Origin of the sequence: Leptothoe sp. ISB3NOV94-8A (assembly GCF_043421595.1) — a bacterium.
Taxonomy (GTDB): domain Bacteria; phylum Cyanobacteriota; class Cyanobacteriia; order Phormidesmidales; family Phormidesmidaceae; genus Leptothoe; species Leptothoe turfae.
Map to the genome: position 1 here is coordinate 3,009,099 of NZ_JAXSQW010000001.1, position 18,120 is coordinate 3,027,218.

General features: G+C 47.0%; 13 protein-coding genes. 7 read left to right on the plus strand and 6 right to left on the minus strand.

Features of this window, described 5'->3' with window-relative positions:
• The first annotated feature begins 50 nt into the window (after positions 1-50).
• From SPB21_RS12920 to SPB21_RS12950, 7 genes are all read left to right on the plus strand, one after another.
• Complete coding sequence (locus SPB21_RS12920) at positions 51-3,674, plus strand: beta strand repeat-containing protein (protein WP_499866773.1); 3,624 nt, start codon at positions 51-53, stop codon at positions 3,672-3,674.
• Between the two features lie 169 nt (positions 3,675-3,843).
• Positions 3,844-4,704, plus strand: coding sequence for an O-fucosyltransferase family protein (locus tag SPB21_RS12925; protein WP_163664335.1), 861 nt, complete (start codon positions 3,844-3,846; stop codon positions 4,702-4,704).
• Between the two features lie 18 nt (positions 4,705-4,722).
• Positions 4,723-5,940 carry a polysaccharide pyruvyl transferase family protein gene (locus SPB21_RS12930; protein ID WP_163699474.1) on the plus strand — a complete coding sequence of 406 codons (1,218 nt, stop codon included), beginning with the start codon at positions 4,723-4,725 and terminating at the stop codon, positions 5,938-5,940.
• Between the two features lie 2 nt (positions 5,941-5,942).
• Entirely contained in the window at positions 5,943-6,944 is a 1,002-nt protein-coding gene (locus SPB21_RS12935; RefSeq protein WP_499866775.1) for a sulfotransferase family protein, read from the plus strand.
• Between the two features lie 284 nt (positions 6,945-7,228).
• Positions 7,229-7,996 (plus strand): hypothetical protein, encoded by a 768-nt coding sequence (locus SPB21_RS12940; protein ID WP_163699478.1) that lies wholly within the window; start codon positions 7,229-7,231, stop codon positions 7,994-7,996.
• Positions 7,997-8,075: 79 nt separating this feature from the next.
• Positions 8,076-9,305, plus strand: coding sequence for a glycosyltransferase family 4 protein (locus tag SPB21_RS12945; RefSeq protein WP_163699479.1), 1,230 nt, complete (start codon positions 8,076-8,078; stop codon positions 9,303-9,305).
• A gap of 133 nt (positions 9,306-9,438) precedes the next feature.
• Positions 9,439-10,413, plus strand: coding sequence for a glycosyltransferase family 2 protein (locus SPB21_RS12950; protein ID WP_163664325.1), 975 nt, complete (start codon positions 9,439-9,441; stop codon positions 10,411-10,413).
• A 42-nt stretch (positions 10,414-10,455) separates the two neighbouring features.
• Here the strand turns inward: SPB21_RS12950 and SPB21_RS12955 are convergent, their stop codons facing one another.
• From SPB21_RS12955 to SPB21_RS12980, 6 genes are all read right to left on the minus strand, one after another.
• Positions 10,456-11,463: a glycosyltransferase gene (locus SPB21_RS12955; protein ID WP_499060812.1), complete on the minus strand. Its 1,008-nt coding sequence runs from the start codon at positions 11,461-11,463 to the stop codon at positions 10,456-10,458.
• A gap of 157 nt (positions 11,464-11,620) precedes the next feature.
• Positions 11,621-12,670 (minus strand): hormogonium polysaccharide biosynthesis glycosyltransferase HpsE, encoded by a 1,050-nt coding sequence (gene hpsE / locus SPB21_RS12960; protein WP_499866776.1) that lies wholly within the window; start codon positions 12,668-12,670, stop codon positions 11,621-11,623.
• 656 nt (positions 12,671-13,326) lie between these two features.
• Entirely contained in the window at positions 13,327-13,980 is a 654-nt protein-coding gene (locus SPB21_RS12965; protein WP_163664319.1) for a hypothetical protein, read from the minus strand.
• A gap of 534 nt (positions 13,981-14,514) precedes the next feature.
• On the minus strand, positions 14,515-15,288 hold the full coding sequence (gene hisA / locus SPB21_RS12970) for a 1-(5-phosphoribosyl)-5-[(5-phosphoribosylamino)methylideneamino]imidazole-4-carboxamide isomerase (RefSeq protein ID WP_163664317.1): 774 nt from the start codon (positions 15,286-15,288) through the stop codon (positions 14,515-14,517).
• A 137-nt stretch (positions 15,289-15,425) separates the two neighbouring features.
• Entirely contained in the window at positions 15,426-16,244 is an 819-nt protein-coding gene (locus SPB21_RS12975; RefSeq protein WP_348917952.1) for a SirB1 family protein, read from the minus strand.
• Positions 16,245-16,440: 196 nt separating this feature from the next.
• The gene (locus SPB21_RS12980; RefSeq protein ID WP_499866777.1) at positions 16,441-17,997 is read right to left on the minus strand and encodes an FAD-dependent oxidoreductase; all 1,557 of its coding nucleotides are present in this window, start codon (positions 17,995-17,997) and stop codon (positions 16,441-16,443) included.
• Positions 17,998-18,120: the final 123 nt, after the last annotated feature.

The window sequence follows — 18,120 nt, forward strand, 5'->3', positions numbered from 1 at the left end:
TTTGACTTGTCAACTTTTCAGTATCGTCAGTATTAGTAGAGAATCTAACCGTGAAATTTTGTCATAACAACTCAAAGAAAAAGTGCTGTCAAGGTCTTTCTCAAGCTGGTATCCGGCATCTTGGGACAGCCTGGAATAGGGGTATTGATCGTGCTCTCGCCTGGAGCTTACCCCTAGTTTGCCTTTTATCTATTGCGCCTACGGCACAAGCACAGGTAGCTACTGCCCTAGATTGGGGTACTGGCGCTGCAGGGGAAGCTGTTGACTTTCCCGTGGGTAGCAATCAAAACACCTATACAGATGTTGGAGGAAGTGGTGTAGATGTGCGCGTCACGGTTGGCGGCGATGTTGGCAACAATGGCAATGCTAATCTCAACCTTACCGACTCCGCATTTGTTAGCCCTGCCCCCCCCGACGAGGCCCTCCTCGTTAACCTTTTAGGCGATGCTGGTGATGAAGCCACCATCACCGTTGAATTCTTTTTAACCGGCACCACCACCCCTGTTGATGTTACTCTGGCTTCTTTTCCCATTTATGATCTAGATATTCTTATCAACAACGGTACGGTATCTTGGCAGGATGAAGTTGTTGTCTCTGCTTCCTCAGGAGGGGTGCCTGTAGCTGGTATTACGGCGGGTGGTGAGACTGACCCCGTAGGAATATTTAATCAGGAGGTAGTTGCAGGTAATTCAGTCATTATTACGGGGGTTGCACCGGGTGATGATCCTAATAACCCTACCCAGAACGCCAATTCGCCGAGAACCCCCGCTGCTGTTAATCCTCAAACCTCAAATAATTTTTCAAATGGTACTGCTACAGTAAATGTTCCTGCTGCTGCTGACACCATTTCACTGGTATTCCGCAATGGCCCGGGGAGTAATGACCTTGCTCCCCATGCGATCGCCATCGGTGACATTGCCTTTACGGCTCCTCCTCTTGTTGCAGAACAACCTGCCATTGGTGTATCGAAACGAGTGGTTTCAACAACAACTCAGGCCGATGGTGACTTTGAAGTGGTGTACGAAACCACGGTGGAGAACCTGGGTAACGTCACATTGAACAATGTTCAGCTCACCGAAGACCTGGATGACACCTACGGAGAAGGCGCTTTCTCCATTATCGGTGCACCCGTATTTACAGCCCGGGGCTTAGCCAATGAGGTGCAACTGACGCCCAATGCTAACTTTGATGCCGATGAACCCAACGGCACCCCTGGGGATACCAGCATTCTGGCAGCAGCCCAAACGCTTCAGGTCGGTGAAAACTCCACCTTCCGATTCACCGTGGAAGTGGAAAGTGACCTGGTCAACACACCAGGAACGTTTACTAACCAAATTGAGGCAATCGGTACATCTCCCAACGGGACTAATGTTGATGATGCGTCGGATGACGGATTGGAAACCGATGCAGACGGAGACGGTAACGGGAATGAACCGGGTGAAAACGATCCAACCCCGGTGCAGCTACCACCGCCAGAGACCCCAGCTATTGGTGTGTCCAAGCGAGTGGTATCTGCTATCACCCAGGCCGATGGTGACTTTGAAGTGGTGTACGAAACCACGGTGGAGAACCTGGGTAACGTCACATTGAACAATGTTCAGCTCACTGAAGACCTGGATGACACCTACGGAGAAGGCGCTTTCTCCATTATTGGTGCACCCGTATTTACAGCCCGGGGCTTAGCCAATGAGGTGCAACTGACGCCCAATGCTAACTTTGATGCCGATGAACCCAATGGCACCCCTGGGGATACCAGCATTCTGGCAGCGGCTCAAACGCTTCAGGTCGGTGAAAACTCCACCTTTCAATTCACCGTGGAAGTGGAAAGTGACCTGGTCAACACACCAGGAACGTTTACTAACCAAATTGAGGCAATCGGCACATCCCCCAACGGGACTAATGTGGACGACGATTCGGACGACGGGCTGGAAACCGATGCAGACGGAGACGGTAACGGGAATGAACCGGGTGAAAACGATCCAACCCCGGTACAGTTACCACCGCCAGAGACCCCGGCCATTGGTGTATCCAAGCGAGTGGTATCTGCTATCACCCAGGCCGATGGTGACTTTGAAGTGGTGTACGAAACCACGGTGGAGAACCTGGGTAATGTGACATTGAACAATGTTCAGCTCACCGAAGACCTGGATGACACCTACGGAGAAGGCGCTTTCTCCATTATCGGTGCACCCGTATTTACAGCCCGGGGCTTAGCCAATGAGGTGCAACTGACGCCCAATGCTAACTTTGATGCCGATGAACCCAATGGCACCCCTGGGGATACCAGCATTCTGGCAGCGGCTCAAACACTTCAGGTCGGTGAAAACTCCACCTTTCAATTCACCGTGGAAGTGGAAAGTGACCTGATCACCACGCCAGATACCTTTGTCAATCAAATCGAGGCGGTGGGTACATCCCCCAACGGGACTAATGTTAATGATGTATCGGATGATGGCGTTGATACTGATGCTAATCCAAATGATGGGAACCCAGGTGGAGGCCCGAATGAAAATGACCCCACCCCCGTCGTCTTGCCACCTAGACCCGTTATTGGTGTGGCCAAACAGGTCGTATCGACCGTTCCTGAACCATCAGGTACATTTGGCACTAATACAGCCCGGGTAACCTACAACATTGTGGTTGCCAATATCGGTACTGTTCCCCTTGAGCAGGTTCAATTAGATGAGGACTTCAACCCTGTTTACGGTGCTGGTACGTTCCAGGTAGTCAGTGTAACCTTTGTCAACGGAGCGACTACGGTGGTTGCCGATCCTAATTTCGATGGCATCGCTGGCGGCAACACGACTCTGCTAGCGGATGCTGCAGGTACGCCTACTGGAACCCTCGCAATTGGTGCCACTAGTACCTTCCAGCTAGTGGTGGATGTGGATGTTAGCAATCCAAACCTTACACCTGCTTTGCCGGGTCCCTATGATAATCAGGTGAGTGCTACGGCAACAGACGCCAATGGTAATACAACCAGCGATCTATCCGACAGTGGTACGGATGTTGATCCGGATGGTGACGGTGAACCAAATGAAGATAATGGTTCACCAGCGGATCCAGATAATCCTGCCGATGATGGCAATGAAAACACCCCAACACGGGTGCGGTTTGCTCCTGATATACGCCTTGTGAAGCGCATCACTCGCGTTACTCGCAATGGTAACGAAGTGGCTATTCCTGGTATTGGCGGATTCAATGATCAAGCTGGTGACTCTAATGACAACACCCTGGCTGCATTATCGGGCAGCAGCTTACCTTTGGGATTAGCGAATATCTCTCAATCGTTACAGTCTGGTGATGTTGTTGAGTACACTGTTTACTTCTTCAATGCCGGACTGGGTACCGCTGAAAATGTAGAGTTGTGTGATGAGTTGCAACCACCGAGCGTTCTGCAACCACCGAGTTTGGGGCTGGCGCAGCCAACACCGCTTGCCATCGGTGGAACAACCCTAAACTTCTCTAATATTGGGCCCTTATCAGCACGGGCTCCCCTATCTCCCCTAGAGCCTTCCTGTCTCTCTGCACCTGGAACCTTTCCATCTGGTGTCCCCGCTGGTGGTCTCGGTGTCGGTGCCGGTGGTGGCGTAGTTGTTGGGGGTCCTAACTCTGGTCTCAATGTTGATACGGGTGAAGTAGGAGCCTTCAGCTTCGAAATTCAACTTCCCTAGGATAGGGAGATTAGCTTCTGTATATCTGATAAGAGCTCTAGTGTGGGTAAAACCTAACTAGAGCTCTTTGATATTGAGTATTTATCAGGAGGAATCTCAAGTTAGATGGTAGTAAAAGTTGCATAGTTGTGGGATACCGTTGTTTATCACGGGACATAATTTTGCGCCAATGGCTTTTAGATTTGACTCAAAATTGACGTTGGTTCCCCATGGCGGTTTGTGTAATCGGATGAGAGCCATTGACTCTGCATTAAGGTTGAGCCGCAGACTGCACAAGCAGCTGACTGTGATCTGGCTTGAGAATACGTCTCAGTTACGATGTCCCTTTAATAAGCTATTTCAGCCGATTCCCCAGCTTCATCTCATCTCGCCACAGCTGACATCAATTTATATAAATCCTCAATCTATTCAAATCTCTAGTCCGTTAAAAAGAACACTCCTATCTTTCTCTGCCCAGGTATTTCAAACAGTCAACTTTCAAAAAATCATTGATAACGATGAAGCTATTAAGCTGATTAAAACTGATCAGCTGGCAACGTTGGCTAATTATCAAAGTTTGATGATTATGACTGATCGCAGTTTTGATTCGGCAAATACCTACGATGTGTTTAAACCAATTCCAACCCTAGAAAGTGCCATTCAAAGACGTATGGCTGCGTTTGGGAGACACACTGTTGGATTGCATATCCGTCGAGGCGATCATGACAAGGCTATTCGACATAGTCCGCTGGACCTATTTATAAATGCCATCACTCAAGAAATCAACAAAAATGCAGATAGTAACTTTTATCTGGCATCGGATTCACTACAAATAAAGCATAGACTTTTAGACCAGTTCGGAGATCGCATTATCACCCAATTAGCCCCCACCGATCGCAACAGCGAACAAGGCATGCAAGACGCTGTCATCGATTTATATGCCTTATCACGAACACGAAAAATATATGGTTCTTATTGGAGTTCCTATTCAAGGGTTGCTGCCAATATTTCGAATATAGAGCTAGTTGTTCTTAATGCCCTGACCACCTAACCCATTGTTTTAATCCTTATGGTTTTCTGGAAACGCCATCGCCTGTTAATTTGTGGTTTTTATGGTCATCACAATTTAGGGGATGAGGCCATGTTGGTAGGCATGTTGTGTTTACTTAAACGTTGTCTGGGGCCGGACTATCTGCATCGGGTCACGGTTTATTCTAATGATCCGGATGATACTGCTAAACAGCATGGTGTTGCTACGTTACGGAATCAGTTTCCCCGTCGTCGTCGTGAACAGTGGATCAAGTGGGCTGAACACACCCTGGCGTTATGGCAACATGATTTTTTCATACTAGGGGGAGGTGATTTATTGCGAGATTCCCCTGATCGGGAGGTGGCCACCGTTTGGTTAGGGCCGCTACAACGTGCGATGGCTTTGGGCTGTCAAACTATTGTTCTGGGTATTAGTGTAGGAGAGGTTTGGAAAACTCAGACGCAAGAGGCCATTGTGAAAACCTTAAATCAGGTGACCCTGATTGCTGTGCGTGATCAACAGTCTCAGAAGCAACTGCAACAGATGGGGGTCATTCGCCCTATTCATGTGATCAGTGATTTAGCCCTTCAGATAACATCAACACAATCACTGTCTAGGTCTCAAACAGCATTATCTCAATCGGCTTCTAATGGTTCAGCTCTCAACATAGGCATTTCCATTCGGTCTTTGGTGGGGCGCTCATCAGAGCTTGATGCTGATGTTGAGCAAAGCTTTTATCGAGAAATGGCCAAGATCATCGATTATTTGATTGGCACTCAAGGGGCAACGGTTTCGCTACTACCTTTTCAAACCCATACGCCCAGCGATAGAGCCCAGCGCCGTCCTCAAGACAATGATGAAGATGCGATCGCAACCGTATTAACTCAATGTCAACAACGACAGCAGGTTAACGTTTACGAAGCGTTTGATTCGGTGGAACAAGCGATCAATACATTACAGTCATTTGACTTAGTCATTGGCACTCGGCTTCATTCACTTATATTAGCCGCAGGCTTGGGGATTCCCATATTGGCCGCCGTTTACGATAAAAAAGTTTCTGGGTTTATGACAGAAATTGACCAACAGCTCAATAGTATTGCCGTGCAGCAGTTTACCCTGGAAAGGGTCAAACCCCGTCTCGAAAAGCTGCTGACTCACCAACCGGAAAATCGCCTTAAGCTCGTCAAGGCAGTTGAGGATTATCGTCAAACTATGGAACCTGTTGCAGACAAGTTATGCCAACTTTTAGGTAGCTGACGATGGTGATGAGTCATTCTTCTAGCAGCGAATCGCCCATATTTATTGTGGGCATGCCCCGTTCTGGAACAACGCTCCTGACTAGTATGCTGTCGACCCATCCCAGGATTGCGATCGCCCCAGAAACTCATTATCTTTGCTACTGGATGCGGCAATATAAAAACCTCAAGCTATCTTCTGACCAAGATTTCGACATTTTTTGGCAAACCTTAAGTCATAGTCAGCGATTTTCCTATTTTGGGATTGATGCAAACAAAACACGGGAGAGAATTTTAGCCAAAGGTTCTCCTTCACATCAGCATATTTTTGCAGGCTGGCTAGAGGAGTATGCCAACGCCATTAACAAACCCCGTTGGGGTGAAAAAACTCCGCTGCACTATCAACACCTACATCAACTGTTCACTTGGTTCCCCAATGCTCAAGCTATTTGGATGTTGAGAGATCCAAGAGCTGTTGCAGCCTCTTTGAGTAAGGTGCCCTGGGCCAGTAATTATATCCACATTCATGCTGAGCAGTGGCATGAGAGCCTGCGCAATTTTGAACGAAATTGGCAACGAGATTCCCGCGTCATGCTCTTACGATATGAAAAACTTATACAACAGCCTGAACAATCTCTCACAACGCTATGTCAGTTTCTAGGTGAAACATATGCACTTGAGATGTTAACCGCCCGTTCCGAAGTCAATCATCCTCTGATCAATCGCCAGGGATGGGCTGTTCAGCATTTACAATCTGTGCTAGAACCCATATCTACTAACGCTATTCATAAATGGCAACGTGAGCTTGCTAACCATCAAATTGAGATTATCGACGTATTAACGTTTCCTAATGCTGCCAATTATGGCTACCTTGCCAGTGCATCAACATTCGAAGCCTATGCTCGTTTTATTCTCACTTTAGAAAAGCTGAGGGTAAAACTTGATCGAAAACTGGTGTATTGGCGCACAAAAGTAGCGCAGCAGCCCATACAGACGGGGAAATATATCGGTGCTGCCCCTGAATAATTTCTGTCAAAAATTACGGTTCAACCAAAATATCAGCGTTTTGCAAAGCTTAGCTTCAATAATCGCACTCATACAGGCTTAAAGCTCTTCTACAAGCTAAAAGCTTAAGAGTCAACTTATTTTGTCAGTTCTTTATGCTTTGCTTCAGTTAACAAAAAAATCAGGTTCATATTCGTTATCTGTATCCAGTTTTCTAGACTTGTACTGTTGAATGTCCTACTATTAGAACCAGTAATTTTACCCCCAAACCACAGATTTCACCCTGCAATCGTGGTTTAACTCGAATGTTCCCTCTTAAAAGTCAGTTACGCATCTATCTTGATCTGCTTCGTTCGTCATCATCTCAGGCATCTAAACAATTCATTATTTTTGGCAGAGGTCGATCGGGTAGCACTGCCCTGGTCAGCCTCCTCAATTGTTTGCCTGATGTTTGCTGTGACGGTGAAATCTTAGCTCAACCCGTACTTTGGCCCCAACTATACCTTAAAGCCAAAGCTGCAAGTGCACAGGCATCTGTCTACGGTTGTAAGGTGCTAAGCTATCAACTGCGAAATATACATAGCATTCAACAGGGATCACACTTTCTGTATGAATTAAGTCAAGCAGGATTTCATATTCTTTACTTGAGACGAGAAAACTTGCTAGACCATGCTATTTCTAACATCCGCGCTCGGAACTTTGGCTTTCATAAAAGTCGGTTAGTTCAAGGTTTCCAAAAAAATAAAATCCACGTCAACCCAGTGACAGTCGTTGATTGGATAGAAAAAAGTCAACAGCTATGGCAGTACGAGTTGTCCTTATTGCGAGATATTCCTTATTTGGAATTGACCTACGAAAAAAATCTAGCTAATGAGAGTCAGCATCAATTTACCATTGATACCATCTGTCAGCATCTGGGGATTCAATCTAGAGCTGCGGTGAGTCAATATCAAAAGGTGTCGCCACAGACTCTACAGGCATCTGTAGAAAACTATGATGAATTAATTAGCTATCTTAGAGCAACTCCCTACCATCACTATCTTGAGCCTTGTTCAGTCCTTTCTACCGTTTAGTGACAGGGCTCATTCGCTAGCATAATTACATCTGTTGTAATTCCATTGCTGACCAGAGGCGTTCGAGCTTATGACCACTATGCGCCAATCAAGCGCCTTGCCTGTAGGTACGGAACATCGCACTCTCTTTCTTGTACAGGTAAAACCCTATCCGTTAAGTGGTGGGGTTTCTTTGCGTAATTGGCAAAATATTAACCTTTTAGCTCAACGAGGGCCAATCGCTATTTTTTCCCTTTATAAGGGCAGTGCTGATGCAGGCTCATTACCATTGACTGCTGTTTGGCAGCATTACGATCTATCGGCACCATCACGTTCTATTTGGGAAAAGTTGCAGCGTCGCCTCTGGCGGTTTCGACCCACCGGTCATGGGCGTAGTGATTGGTTATACACCCAAGATGCTGCTAATCAACTGCGTCAGAGAATTACTAGTTTTAAACCAACTCTCATTATCGTTGAGGAGATTTGGTTATACCGCTACCTGCCTATTTTGCAACAAGTTGGATGTCCTTTAATTCTCGATAATCATAATGTTGAGGGTGACGATCGCCGCTACCAGGGGAGCGACGCTATAACTCCTACGATATTGGCTCAAGTAAAACACATCGAAGCAAGATTTATTCGAGCAGTTGATCAAGTTTGGATGTGTAGTCACGAGGATGTACGTCACTTACATCAGCTATATCCGATGGAAGAGAAGAAGGCCTATGTTATCCCTAATGGTGTTAATCCTGACTACTATAAAGCTGTACAGTCAAACACTATATTGTCCGACAAGGCTAAAACGTTGCTCTATCTTGGGCGTTTCTCGTATCAACCGAATGCTGAGGCCGCATCTATTTTGCTCAACCAGATCTATCCCTTGCTGAAAAAAACCGTTGGCAATTGTCAGCTTCTATTGGTGGGATGTGATCCGACCGAAGCTATGCTGAAAGCGGCCCAAGCCGATGCAAATATTATTGTTACAGGTCAAGTGGATGATGTTCGCCCCTACTTAGCGAGAGCAGCGGTTATGGTCGTTCCCTTACAAAAAGGGAGTGGTACCCGGCTCAAGCTTTTAGAGGCGTTTGCTGCTAAATGCCCTGTTATTAGTACAACAAAGGGAGCTGAAGGCCTGGAGGTAGAAGATGAGAAACATTTACTCTTAAGAGAGTCCCCCGCCACTATTGTGGAAGCAGTTCGGCGACTATGGCAGGATCCTCGCAAGGTTCAAGCATTGACAGAAGCAGCCCATAGCTATTTTCTAAAACGTTACACTTGGACTGCTGTCGGTCAAAAGATTCAGAACTCTTTGACACAGCTTTCCAGATAAAAAATTGCGATTGCTAATTTAGGGGATGAACTGGTCTAGAGGCCTTGCTATTTGAAGGTATCTCACAACTAAAGCCATCTCGAGGATCAGCAATGCCAAACAATTATCTATGCTTTTGCTTTGATGTAAACAGATGCCTCAACTTCAGGTACTCCAGGAACCTCTTACCGTCAGTGTGGTGGTGCCTCTATATAATAAGGCCGCGTATATTGAACAAACACTAAACTCAATTCTGGCGCAAACTCATCCTTCCCAGGAAATCATTGTTGTAGATGATGGCTCAACAGATGATGGTCCAGACTTGGTAAACGCGATGGAAGATGAGCGGATTCAGCTGATTTACCAAGATAATCAAGGTCCTGGTAGTGCGCGTAATCGAGGATTGCTGGCAGCAAACGCAACCTATGTGGCCTTTTTAGATGCTGATGATGAGTGGCTACCTAATTTCTTAGAAATAACGCTTAATCACTTGAGACAGCACCCCGACTGTGCCCTTTGTGTCACGGGTCAATATCGGGGTAAAAATCGGTCTGATTGGTGTAAAACGCTATCTGCTCTGGGGTTAACATCGGGACGATGGCAACTTCCCCATGGGTTACCGCCAGAGCAATTTAAACCCAACATTGATGTGCTCCACTCAGGAGCTATTGTGTGCGATCGCACCATCGTCAATCGTTTTGGTGGGTTTTATGACAAGCATCATTGCACCTATGGCGAAGACATTTATCTGTGGCTCCAGGTGATTCTCAACTATCCCATCTATCGGGATCTACAGCCCCTTATGTGGTATCACACCGAAGCCTCTGACCTGGCTGTCTGGAATCAGGTGCGACCGCCCTGGCCCATGTTACTTGAGCCCGAACCTCTGCGTCGCAGCTGTCCTGAAAGCTACCGTCCCCTACTAGAAAGTATTTTGAATACCTATGCTGCCATTGCCGCTTATCGTGCCACGACGGCTGAAGATTTGACCACAGTCAATCGTTTGTTTGACGCATTTCCCGAGGCCCGCAAGCAAATGTTTCAAGATTGGCGTAAACGGGTGGACTACCTGATTGCTAATGTGCCCAATTTGCGGCGAACGTTAAAAGGATTTAAGCGGGGCTCGTAGACGGGCATTACCTATTCTCCAGTGGTCATGGATGGGCAATGGCTAACCCTGATATTGAGCAACCACTTCGTCATAAATGCGTTCTAACTGGCGGGTATTTTTTTGCAGATCAAAATTTGCTGCTACGTGGGCTTGCCCTGCTTGGGCGAATTGCTGTCTCAATTCTGTGTCTTCCAATAGGCGGAGCAGATGTTTGGCTAGCTGCTCAGTATCTTTTTCTGGAGCCAGCAACCCAGTTTCGCCATGGATAACGGCTTCAGGAATGCCGCCCGTGGCAAAGCTCACAACCGGTAGCCCCATGGCCTGGGCCTCGGCAAAAACCATGCCAAAACCTTCCGCATCACCTGAGCGGGCGATGATACTGGGGCCACAAAATACCTGGGCGCGATTCATCCAGTGACGAACCTGCTCCGGAGACTGTTTGCCTAAAAATTGACCCCGTACAGAAAGCTGATCAGCAAGGGTTTGGAGGTGCGATCGCAACCCTCCATCTCCAATGATCACCAACTTTACCGGCGGCAACTGACGTTGCACCGCTGCCATGGCTCGTATCAGATACTCTCCCCCTTTTTTCTCAACCAGTCGTCCGACAAATAGCACCATGGGCTCTCGATCTAGATCCGGAGAGGGTTGAAAATATTGTCGGTCAATACCAATGTAATGCACCACAATCCTATGGGCATCTCCCCCCCTTAACAGCAATTGCTCACGGATAAACTCAGACACCGTAACGATACGGTTAGCAGCCGCCAATGCTCGGTCTCGTTTATGTAATAACAAGGCTCTAAAGAAATCCCCTTGACTACGGACTGTTGTCCATGAAGGGGTTTCCCAAGTAGCATCATAGCCATGAAAAGTAACCACCAGGGGAACGTTTAATTGCTGGCACAGCGGCAAGACTAAACCACCATCACTGCCAAAATGGGCATGCACCAGGTTAGGGGCATAGTGTTTTAAGACTTTTGTCCACCGAGGAGACGTAATGCCGCCAAACTTGTACAAGCCTTTCCACAGTCGACTGGGAAAGCCATGATCTCCCAAGACAACCATGTCTCGATGATTAAAATTATGATTTAATCGGCTCGTACCTACGTAGATAGCCCTGTAACACGAAAGGTTACCTCCTTGGGCGGGGATAAAGGTCTCTGAGTACGGTAAAAGCTGGTCACGATAAATTAAAACCGTGGACATAAGAAGCTTCTAGTCATTAGGATTTAGGCAATGCTGACGCTTTCTTGCCCAGCTTACTTTTCTTGCCCAGATCATGCGCTGGTATAAAGTCAGAAGAACTAGACTCGCCACGGTTATACAGACGTTGTTTCCAGGCATAAAAAGGACTTAACAAGCTGCTGATAAGTAACTGTAGTTCGGCTGCAGACACCACATCCCTATTTAAGTGACGATGATGTTTAACCAGATGCAGCAATAGCTTTCGGCAGTCATTGCCCATAAATAAGAGTACCCATAGCGGTCGCCGCCAGGGGGATATACCCACCATACGAGTGGCATACTTACTCAGACCAATGCCATGGAAAAAACGCAATAAATAACTTTTCTCAAATCGCCAGCTGGGAATTTGATGCTCGATGTGCATCAGCGGATTGAACCAGATTTCCCAGTTTGCTTTTTTAAGATATAGCAATGCTTCCACATCCTCTCCTTTCAAGTTTAGAGAGTTTCCGACGGGACCTCTCAGTGTCAAAGGGTAGGGAACATTATCTAACCATGCCTGGCGTAAAATCACTAAGCCAGCTCCGGGGGGAACTAAGTTACTCATAGCGCGCCATCCCGTGGTGAAACAAACCTCCTCCTGGCGCTCTACCACAGGAATAAAGGGGGCAATGCGCTCAAAGTTGGCAGGTGGTGGGGTCTCATAGTTGGGATGAATCTGGCTCCCAAAAGCTGCTGCCTTGGGATGGATACAGCCAAATTCATACGCCGACTGTACCCAATGGGAATCAGGAATATTGTCATCATCCAAAAAGCCAATCCACGTCCCCTGTGCTTCCACGATGGCGCGACGACGGGCAAAAGAGGCCCCTTGTCGCGCTTCTAATACATATCTCAGCGAACATGCCGTCCATGTTTGCTGATACCTATGGACAATATCAACTGTCCCATCAACACTGTTATTATCAACGATAATTATTTCCCAATTGATGCTGCTCGAAATAGCCTGGAGACTGAGGGCATCTAGAATTTTAGGTAATGTTAAAGCACCGTTATAAAGACGAATAGCAACCGAAAAATCAATCATAGATTTGAGTAACGCTACAGTCGCCTGGGCACCTATAGGAACATATCTTACTGAATTCAGTTAAAACCACAGCTAAGTTGAGGAATTTACCTGACATTGAATTGTTTAAACTATGACTTAGCCAACTCACGGATGACAACAGTAAATTCGTATTAATACGTAGGATAGTAATTGAAGATTACATAGACGGTTGTAATACTAGTGGGTGAGACCTGGGACGTAGCAATATCCATACAGTTATAGCGCTATCCATATATCTGCTACCATGCAATGCCCTCAGTGTATTCACTACAAGATAACTGCGAAAGCTAATCAGTACCACCTAAAGAAGTGACCCCCAGGTAACCTAAATCAGCAAAAATCTAAAAATTTACAATTAAATCACCGTTTCATTAAGTGTCTGGGAAAAAGTATCTACCCCCTTTTGGTTAGGAGGAGTTACGTGTGACGGACCCATCAGTTAAGTGTTTCCCAAAAAGTGCATACCCCATACCCAAAAATCATTAATTCTCAAAAGTTAGTACATTCGACTTTAGTTTATATAAATGCAACTCCCCTGGCCATAGAGTTAACTGAACCTACGACCAAGGGAGTTTACAGCAATATTCAAGTTAGATGACCTTTACTCGTTTCACTAACCTGATGTTGGTGATGTGTTACGACAATGCTTTCTTGCTCATGCTGTACTTACCACCGCGGCCACGGTACCACTCACTGGTACGTGCACCAGCAGACAAGATATTAGAAACACGGTTACGTGCTTTCAAGAACGTAGCCTTTGGCATATCACTCTTGAAAATAGCGTCCATAACCTCAGCAATTTTAAATGCCTCATCTGGCTGGGCCTTTAGGATGTTAGCAACAACATCAGGTAGAGGTGTCTTACGGAAAGGATCTTGCACATAGCGCTGCCAGTTAGGAGATTTGCCTCCACGGGGCTTGCGAGTAGCCTTAGCAGCGGGTGCTGCCGCTGCTGCTGCTTTGGCCTTAGGGGCTTTTGCTTTAGGGGCAGCTTTTGCTTTTGCAGCTGTTTTAACAGATGGCTTGCGGCCACGACGCTTGCCAGGTTTCTTAGCAGGAGCAGGTTCAGGCGCTTCTTCCTCTTGTACGGTAGCAACCGCGCTGCTAAGAATTTCAGTAACATTGGCGGCAACACCATTAGTGTCACCGGTTGACTGAAACATGTTAATAACAGTCAAAAGGCCTTCGCGCTGTTTTGCGGCGGCGGAGAGTTGATCGCTTAGTGCTTCAACTTGAGAAGCCAACTGGGATTCAACTTCCTTGAGCTGATCAAGGACATTGGTAGCCATATCGGGTTAAACCTCACTTTGTTGCAATGAATTTGAGTGATATTTGAGAAAGATAGTCTCGTTGGTTTTTTAATTCTACAAACATATAGCACTAATTCAACAAGTTTTTAACACCAAAAAGATACCCAAACACAAAAAAGCATTATCATCGGCAGCTTTTTTGCCTCGCCAACAACCTCAATTTTCGAGATCAGATCCAACGGGTAGTCACGTTTGCTTGGGCAAAAACGGCAAAAGATACAACATATACATTTAAGCTACAACCTCCTAATGACAAAGGTTTTCAGGTTTGACAACTAACGAGAAACAGCTTTAAAGAGCGCTTTATGAAGGATTTTTTTGCCTCCTCGGTGAGGGGGCTTTTGCAGTCATCCCCCTTAATTATTTTCTGGGAAAGAATCAGCAAAATTTTTCTAAAAATTTAGGAAGACAGAACAATGCAAACTGTTAATGATGAACCAAGTCTCCCTTTAAAAGAAGAAAAACTAGTTCAGATGAACTAGTTTTTCTTCTTTTATGAAATTGTCAATTGATTTATCCCCACCGCGTTGATTGTAAGTTAGGGGGAACATCCTGAAGTCGGCCTGGGCCAATCGCTTTGATGGCCTCTGATAAGTCAACATTACCCGTGTAGAGGGCTTTCCCAACAATCACACCGCTGACACCTAATGGGGCTACGCCTAACAGACTGAGTAAATCGCTTGTGGAACTCACCCCTCCCGACGCAATAATAGGGGTATCAATTTTTCCAGCGAGATCTCTAAGCGCGTCTAAATTGGGTCCTTTGAGGGTGCCATCCCGTTTAATGTCGGTGTAAATAATGGCAGCAGCCCCTAAATCTCCCATGCGGCGGGCAAGATCATCAGCCATAACACTGGAGGTTTCTAACCAGCCACGGGTAGCAACTTTGCCATCACGGGCATCAATCCCTACGAAAATACGTCCTGGAAACTCGGCACTGAGTTCTCCCACTACATCAGGATTCTCAACGGCAACAGTACCTAAGATGGCGTACTGTACGCCCAGTTCAAATAGCTCTGCTACACGGTTGCGATCGCGTAATCCTCCCCCCACTTGAACCGGTACATCAACGGCCTGAACAATCTCGGTAATTGCCTGCCAGTTCTCGGGTTTACCCGCTTTAGCACCGTCTAAATCTACCAGGTGAATGCGAGAAGCTCCCTGTTCTGCCCAGCGGCGAGCAACAGCCACCGGATCATCACCAAAGACCTGAGACTGGTCATAGTCTCCTTGAAATAAGCGAACACAGCGACCGCCGAGTAAATCAATGGCAGGGATCACATCCATAGTAAAAATCTACCGTTCGATAGGGTAAGTAATGGTTCAAATTGTACAGAAAAAGGGGAGAGGAAATCGTTAGCACCATGGGTAAGAGCCTTGAATGCCTGACCTTCTAGCTACTGTAAACAATCAGACTCCAGTGCCTAGAGATTATCCGTAATGTTATCTAGTAACTGTGATATCTGGTCACGATCTGGAGCCATGGGGCTATGGGTCAGATAGGTTTCTAAGTCACTGCGGGCAGCCAACAGGTTTTGCAATTGGTAATGAACTAATCCCCGATCTCGGCTGTTGCTGGGCTCATTGGGCAGCAGCAGGAGCAAATAATCAAGGATCATCAAAGTGTTTGTTAAGTCACGCCGATTCAGGTAAATTAGCTTCAAATTATTGAGAAGCCTTGCTAGAAGGGACTTATCGGTAATTGGAGCAAGATAGTGGCTGCTCCAAGCCGCATTGTCACCGTATAGCCGATGAAAAATAGCCTGACAATCGGTTGTAAAGAGGACCTCTCCCTGATTAAACGGGTCTATGTATACCTCCATCTCCTCAACCGTAGGGCGTGCTAAAAAATGTCCCGGCATGCCCACGCCAATCATCGGGAAATCTAACCGCTGAGCAACTTCTAGATACACCAGCGCCAGGGTAATGGGGATGCCTAATCGTCTTTCTAGCACCCGATTGAGATAGCTATTATCAGGATCGTAATACTCCATTTGGTTGCCCCTAAAGCCCAGTTCTCTGTAGAGATAGTGATTAATGGCCTGAATGGTCTTGAGGGGATAGGTAGAAATGTTAGGTCTGATAGCCGTTGCAATGGCATCCAGCTGTTGCAGAATCTCGGCGGGATCAAGCTCAGGATAAATTTCTTGCGCCGGACAGAGTGCGGCTGCAGCCAGGTTGCGAGTGGGCTGAGCAATCAATTGGCGAAACTGCTGTCGGGCCTGGGAGAAGCGCAGGGTCATGGAGATTGGTGAGGTTAAAAAGGCTTTGAGAGAGGGGTGATCAGGGGCGACAAGGACCGACAAAGGTCTTAGAGGAGCAGGGGGGAGTTAGTTGAATTTTGAGTGTTGAGTGAATGCCTGTGGATAGGAGTAATCCATGCATACGCAGGTAACTCAACACCAGAAACCAGGAACTAAGAGCCCATAACTCTTCCCTCTAACGTTGAGCTGAAGGCCCATCGTAGTCACTGCCACTGCCATAGATTAAGGCCTCTCTCCACCGTCGCCAATAGTAGCCAGCATCTTTGGCAGGAGTGGTTAGTATCTGATTGAGGGCGCTATAGATAGCCAAACTGAGATAATGTCCAGTCCAGTCTAAAACCGCTGGAACACCTACTTGGGGCAAAATTTTGGCGACAAGCATCGGATGATAAACAGAGGTGCGCAGTAACGTTTTTGCTAAGGGCAAGAACTGTACAACGTCTTGGAGAAATGGCCGTAGCACTGGCTCACCCAAGGCTGCCATATCTTGAAAAATGGTTGTTAGTAGGCTGTTGATGTGGTGTTGATCCAGGGATTGACCCATGGAAAGACTCATGGCTTTTTGAAACAGCCAGGTAACAGCAATATTCGGCTGATAAGGCTGTAACCAGCCAAGAGCGGCTGCATTCAGCTGATCTTGCTGTAAAGCATCATTGATGCCTGCACTCAGACGCGTTAGGTGCCGAATCATGGCCCCAAATCCGCCAAAACTGAGGGGAGACTGGTGGCCGCTAGCATCCCCAACTGCCAACAGCCGATCCCAAGAAAAACGTAGGGGGCTATTGCGATAAGCGGGGAAAAACCCAAACAAGGCCCGCTTAAAGTGAAGCTGCTCTAGGGAAACTCCTTGATAGTCAGGTAGTAACTGAAAGTAGTCTTCAAACAGGTCTTCTAGGGTGATGCGGTCGGGATGAGCATCGAGATAGGTGAACAGATAGGTGGTGCGGCCATCACGGGCGGGAAAAGCCTCCCAAAAATATTGGCACTGATTTTTAATCGGGGTGAATGAGGCAATTAGATCTCCGGTTTGATTATGTTCATATCCGGTGGCACAGGTTCCTACCACAAGACATACGGCATCAGGGGACTCTCCCTGACGGGCCTGCTGCACAATCGGGGAGAAATGGCCCATGGTATCGATCAGCAGACGGGTAACAAACGTACGCTCACCTGCAGTCACTTGCACGCCATCGGGAGCCACCCGAGCCTTGGAGAAGGGGGTCTTTTCCAAAAGTTCACCCCCCGCATCTAGAAAGACTCGTTTCAGGGTATCGAGCAGATAAACCGGGTCAACGCCAACATTGAGCACATCGCGTACCCAGAGGTCTTCACCACCATCGAAGTAAACGCGGGCCGGATTATATTCCGTTGCGATCGCAGTCTCCAGTTCCGTCTCACTTAATAGACCAAGCTCAACAAATGTCCTTAACTCGCTACGAGATATATTCCACTCCTGATCCCGTCCCTTCAGGATATTTCTTTCTAATAGGGCTACACGCCATCCCTGACGGGCCAGAGTAGCGCCTAAGAGAATGCCCAGGGTGCCACCACAAATGATGACATCATAGGTGTCAGACTGGTTCTCTAGGTCCAAGGGCTCAGTTTGGGTAGACACCACATCGGGCGTGGGAATCTGTCCATGGCGATAGTCATGCCATAGGGCATCAGCTCGTTGGAGACCAATATAGGGATTGCCAGGAATGGCTTGGAGAATGGTTTGGGTGGGGGACATGAGATCAGAATCAGGGGAGGTAGAGGCAACAAAAACCGGAAATAAAGAAGCAGTCCAAACTCAATGGTCAAAAGACTACCCAAAAGAATTATCCCCGTGTTTCCAGCATAAGAGATGTAGGGT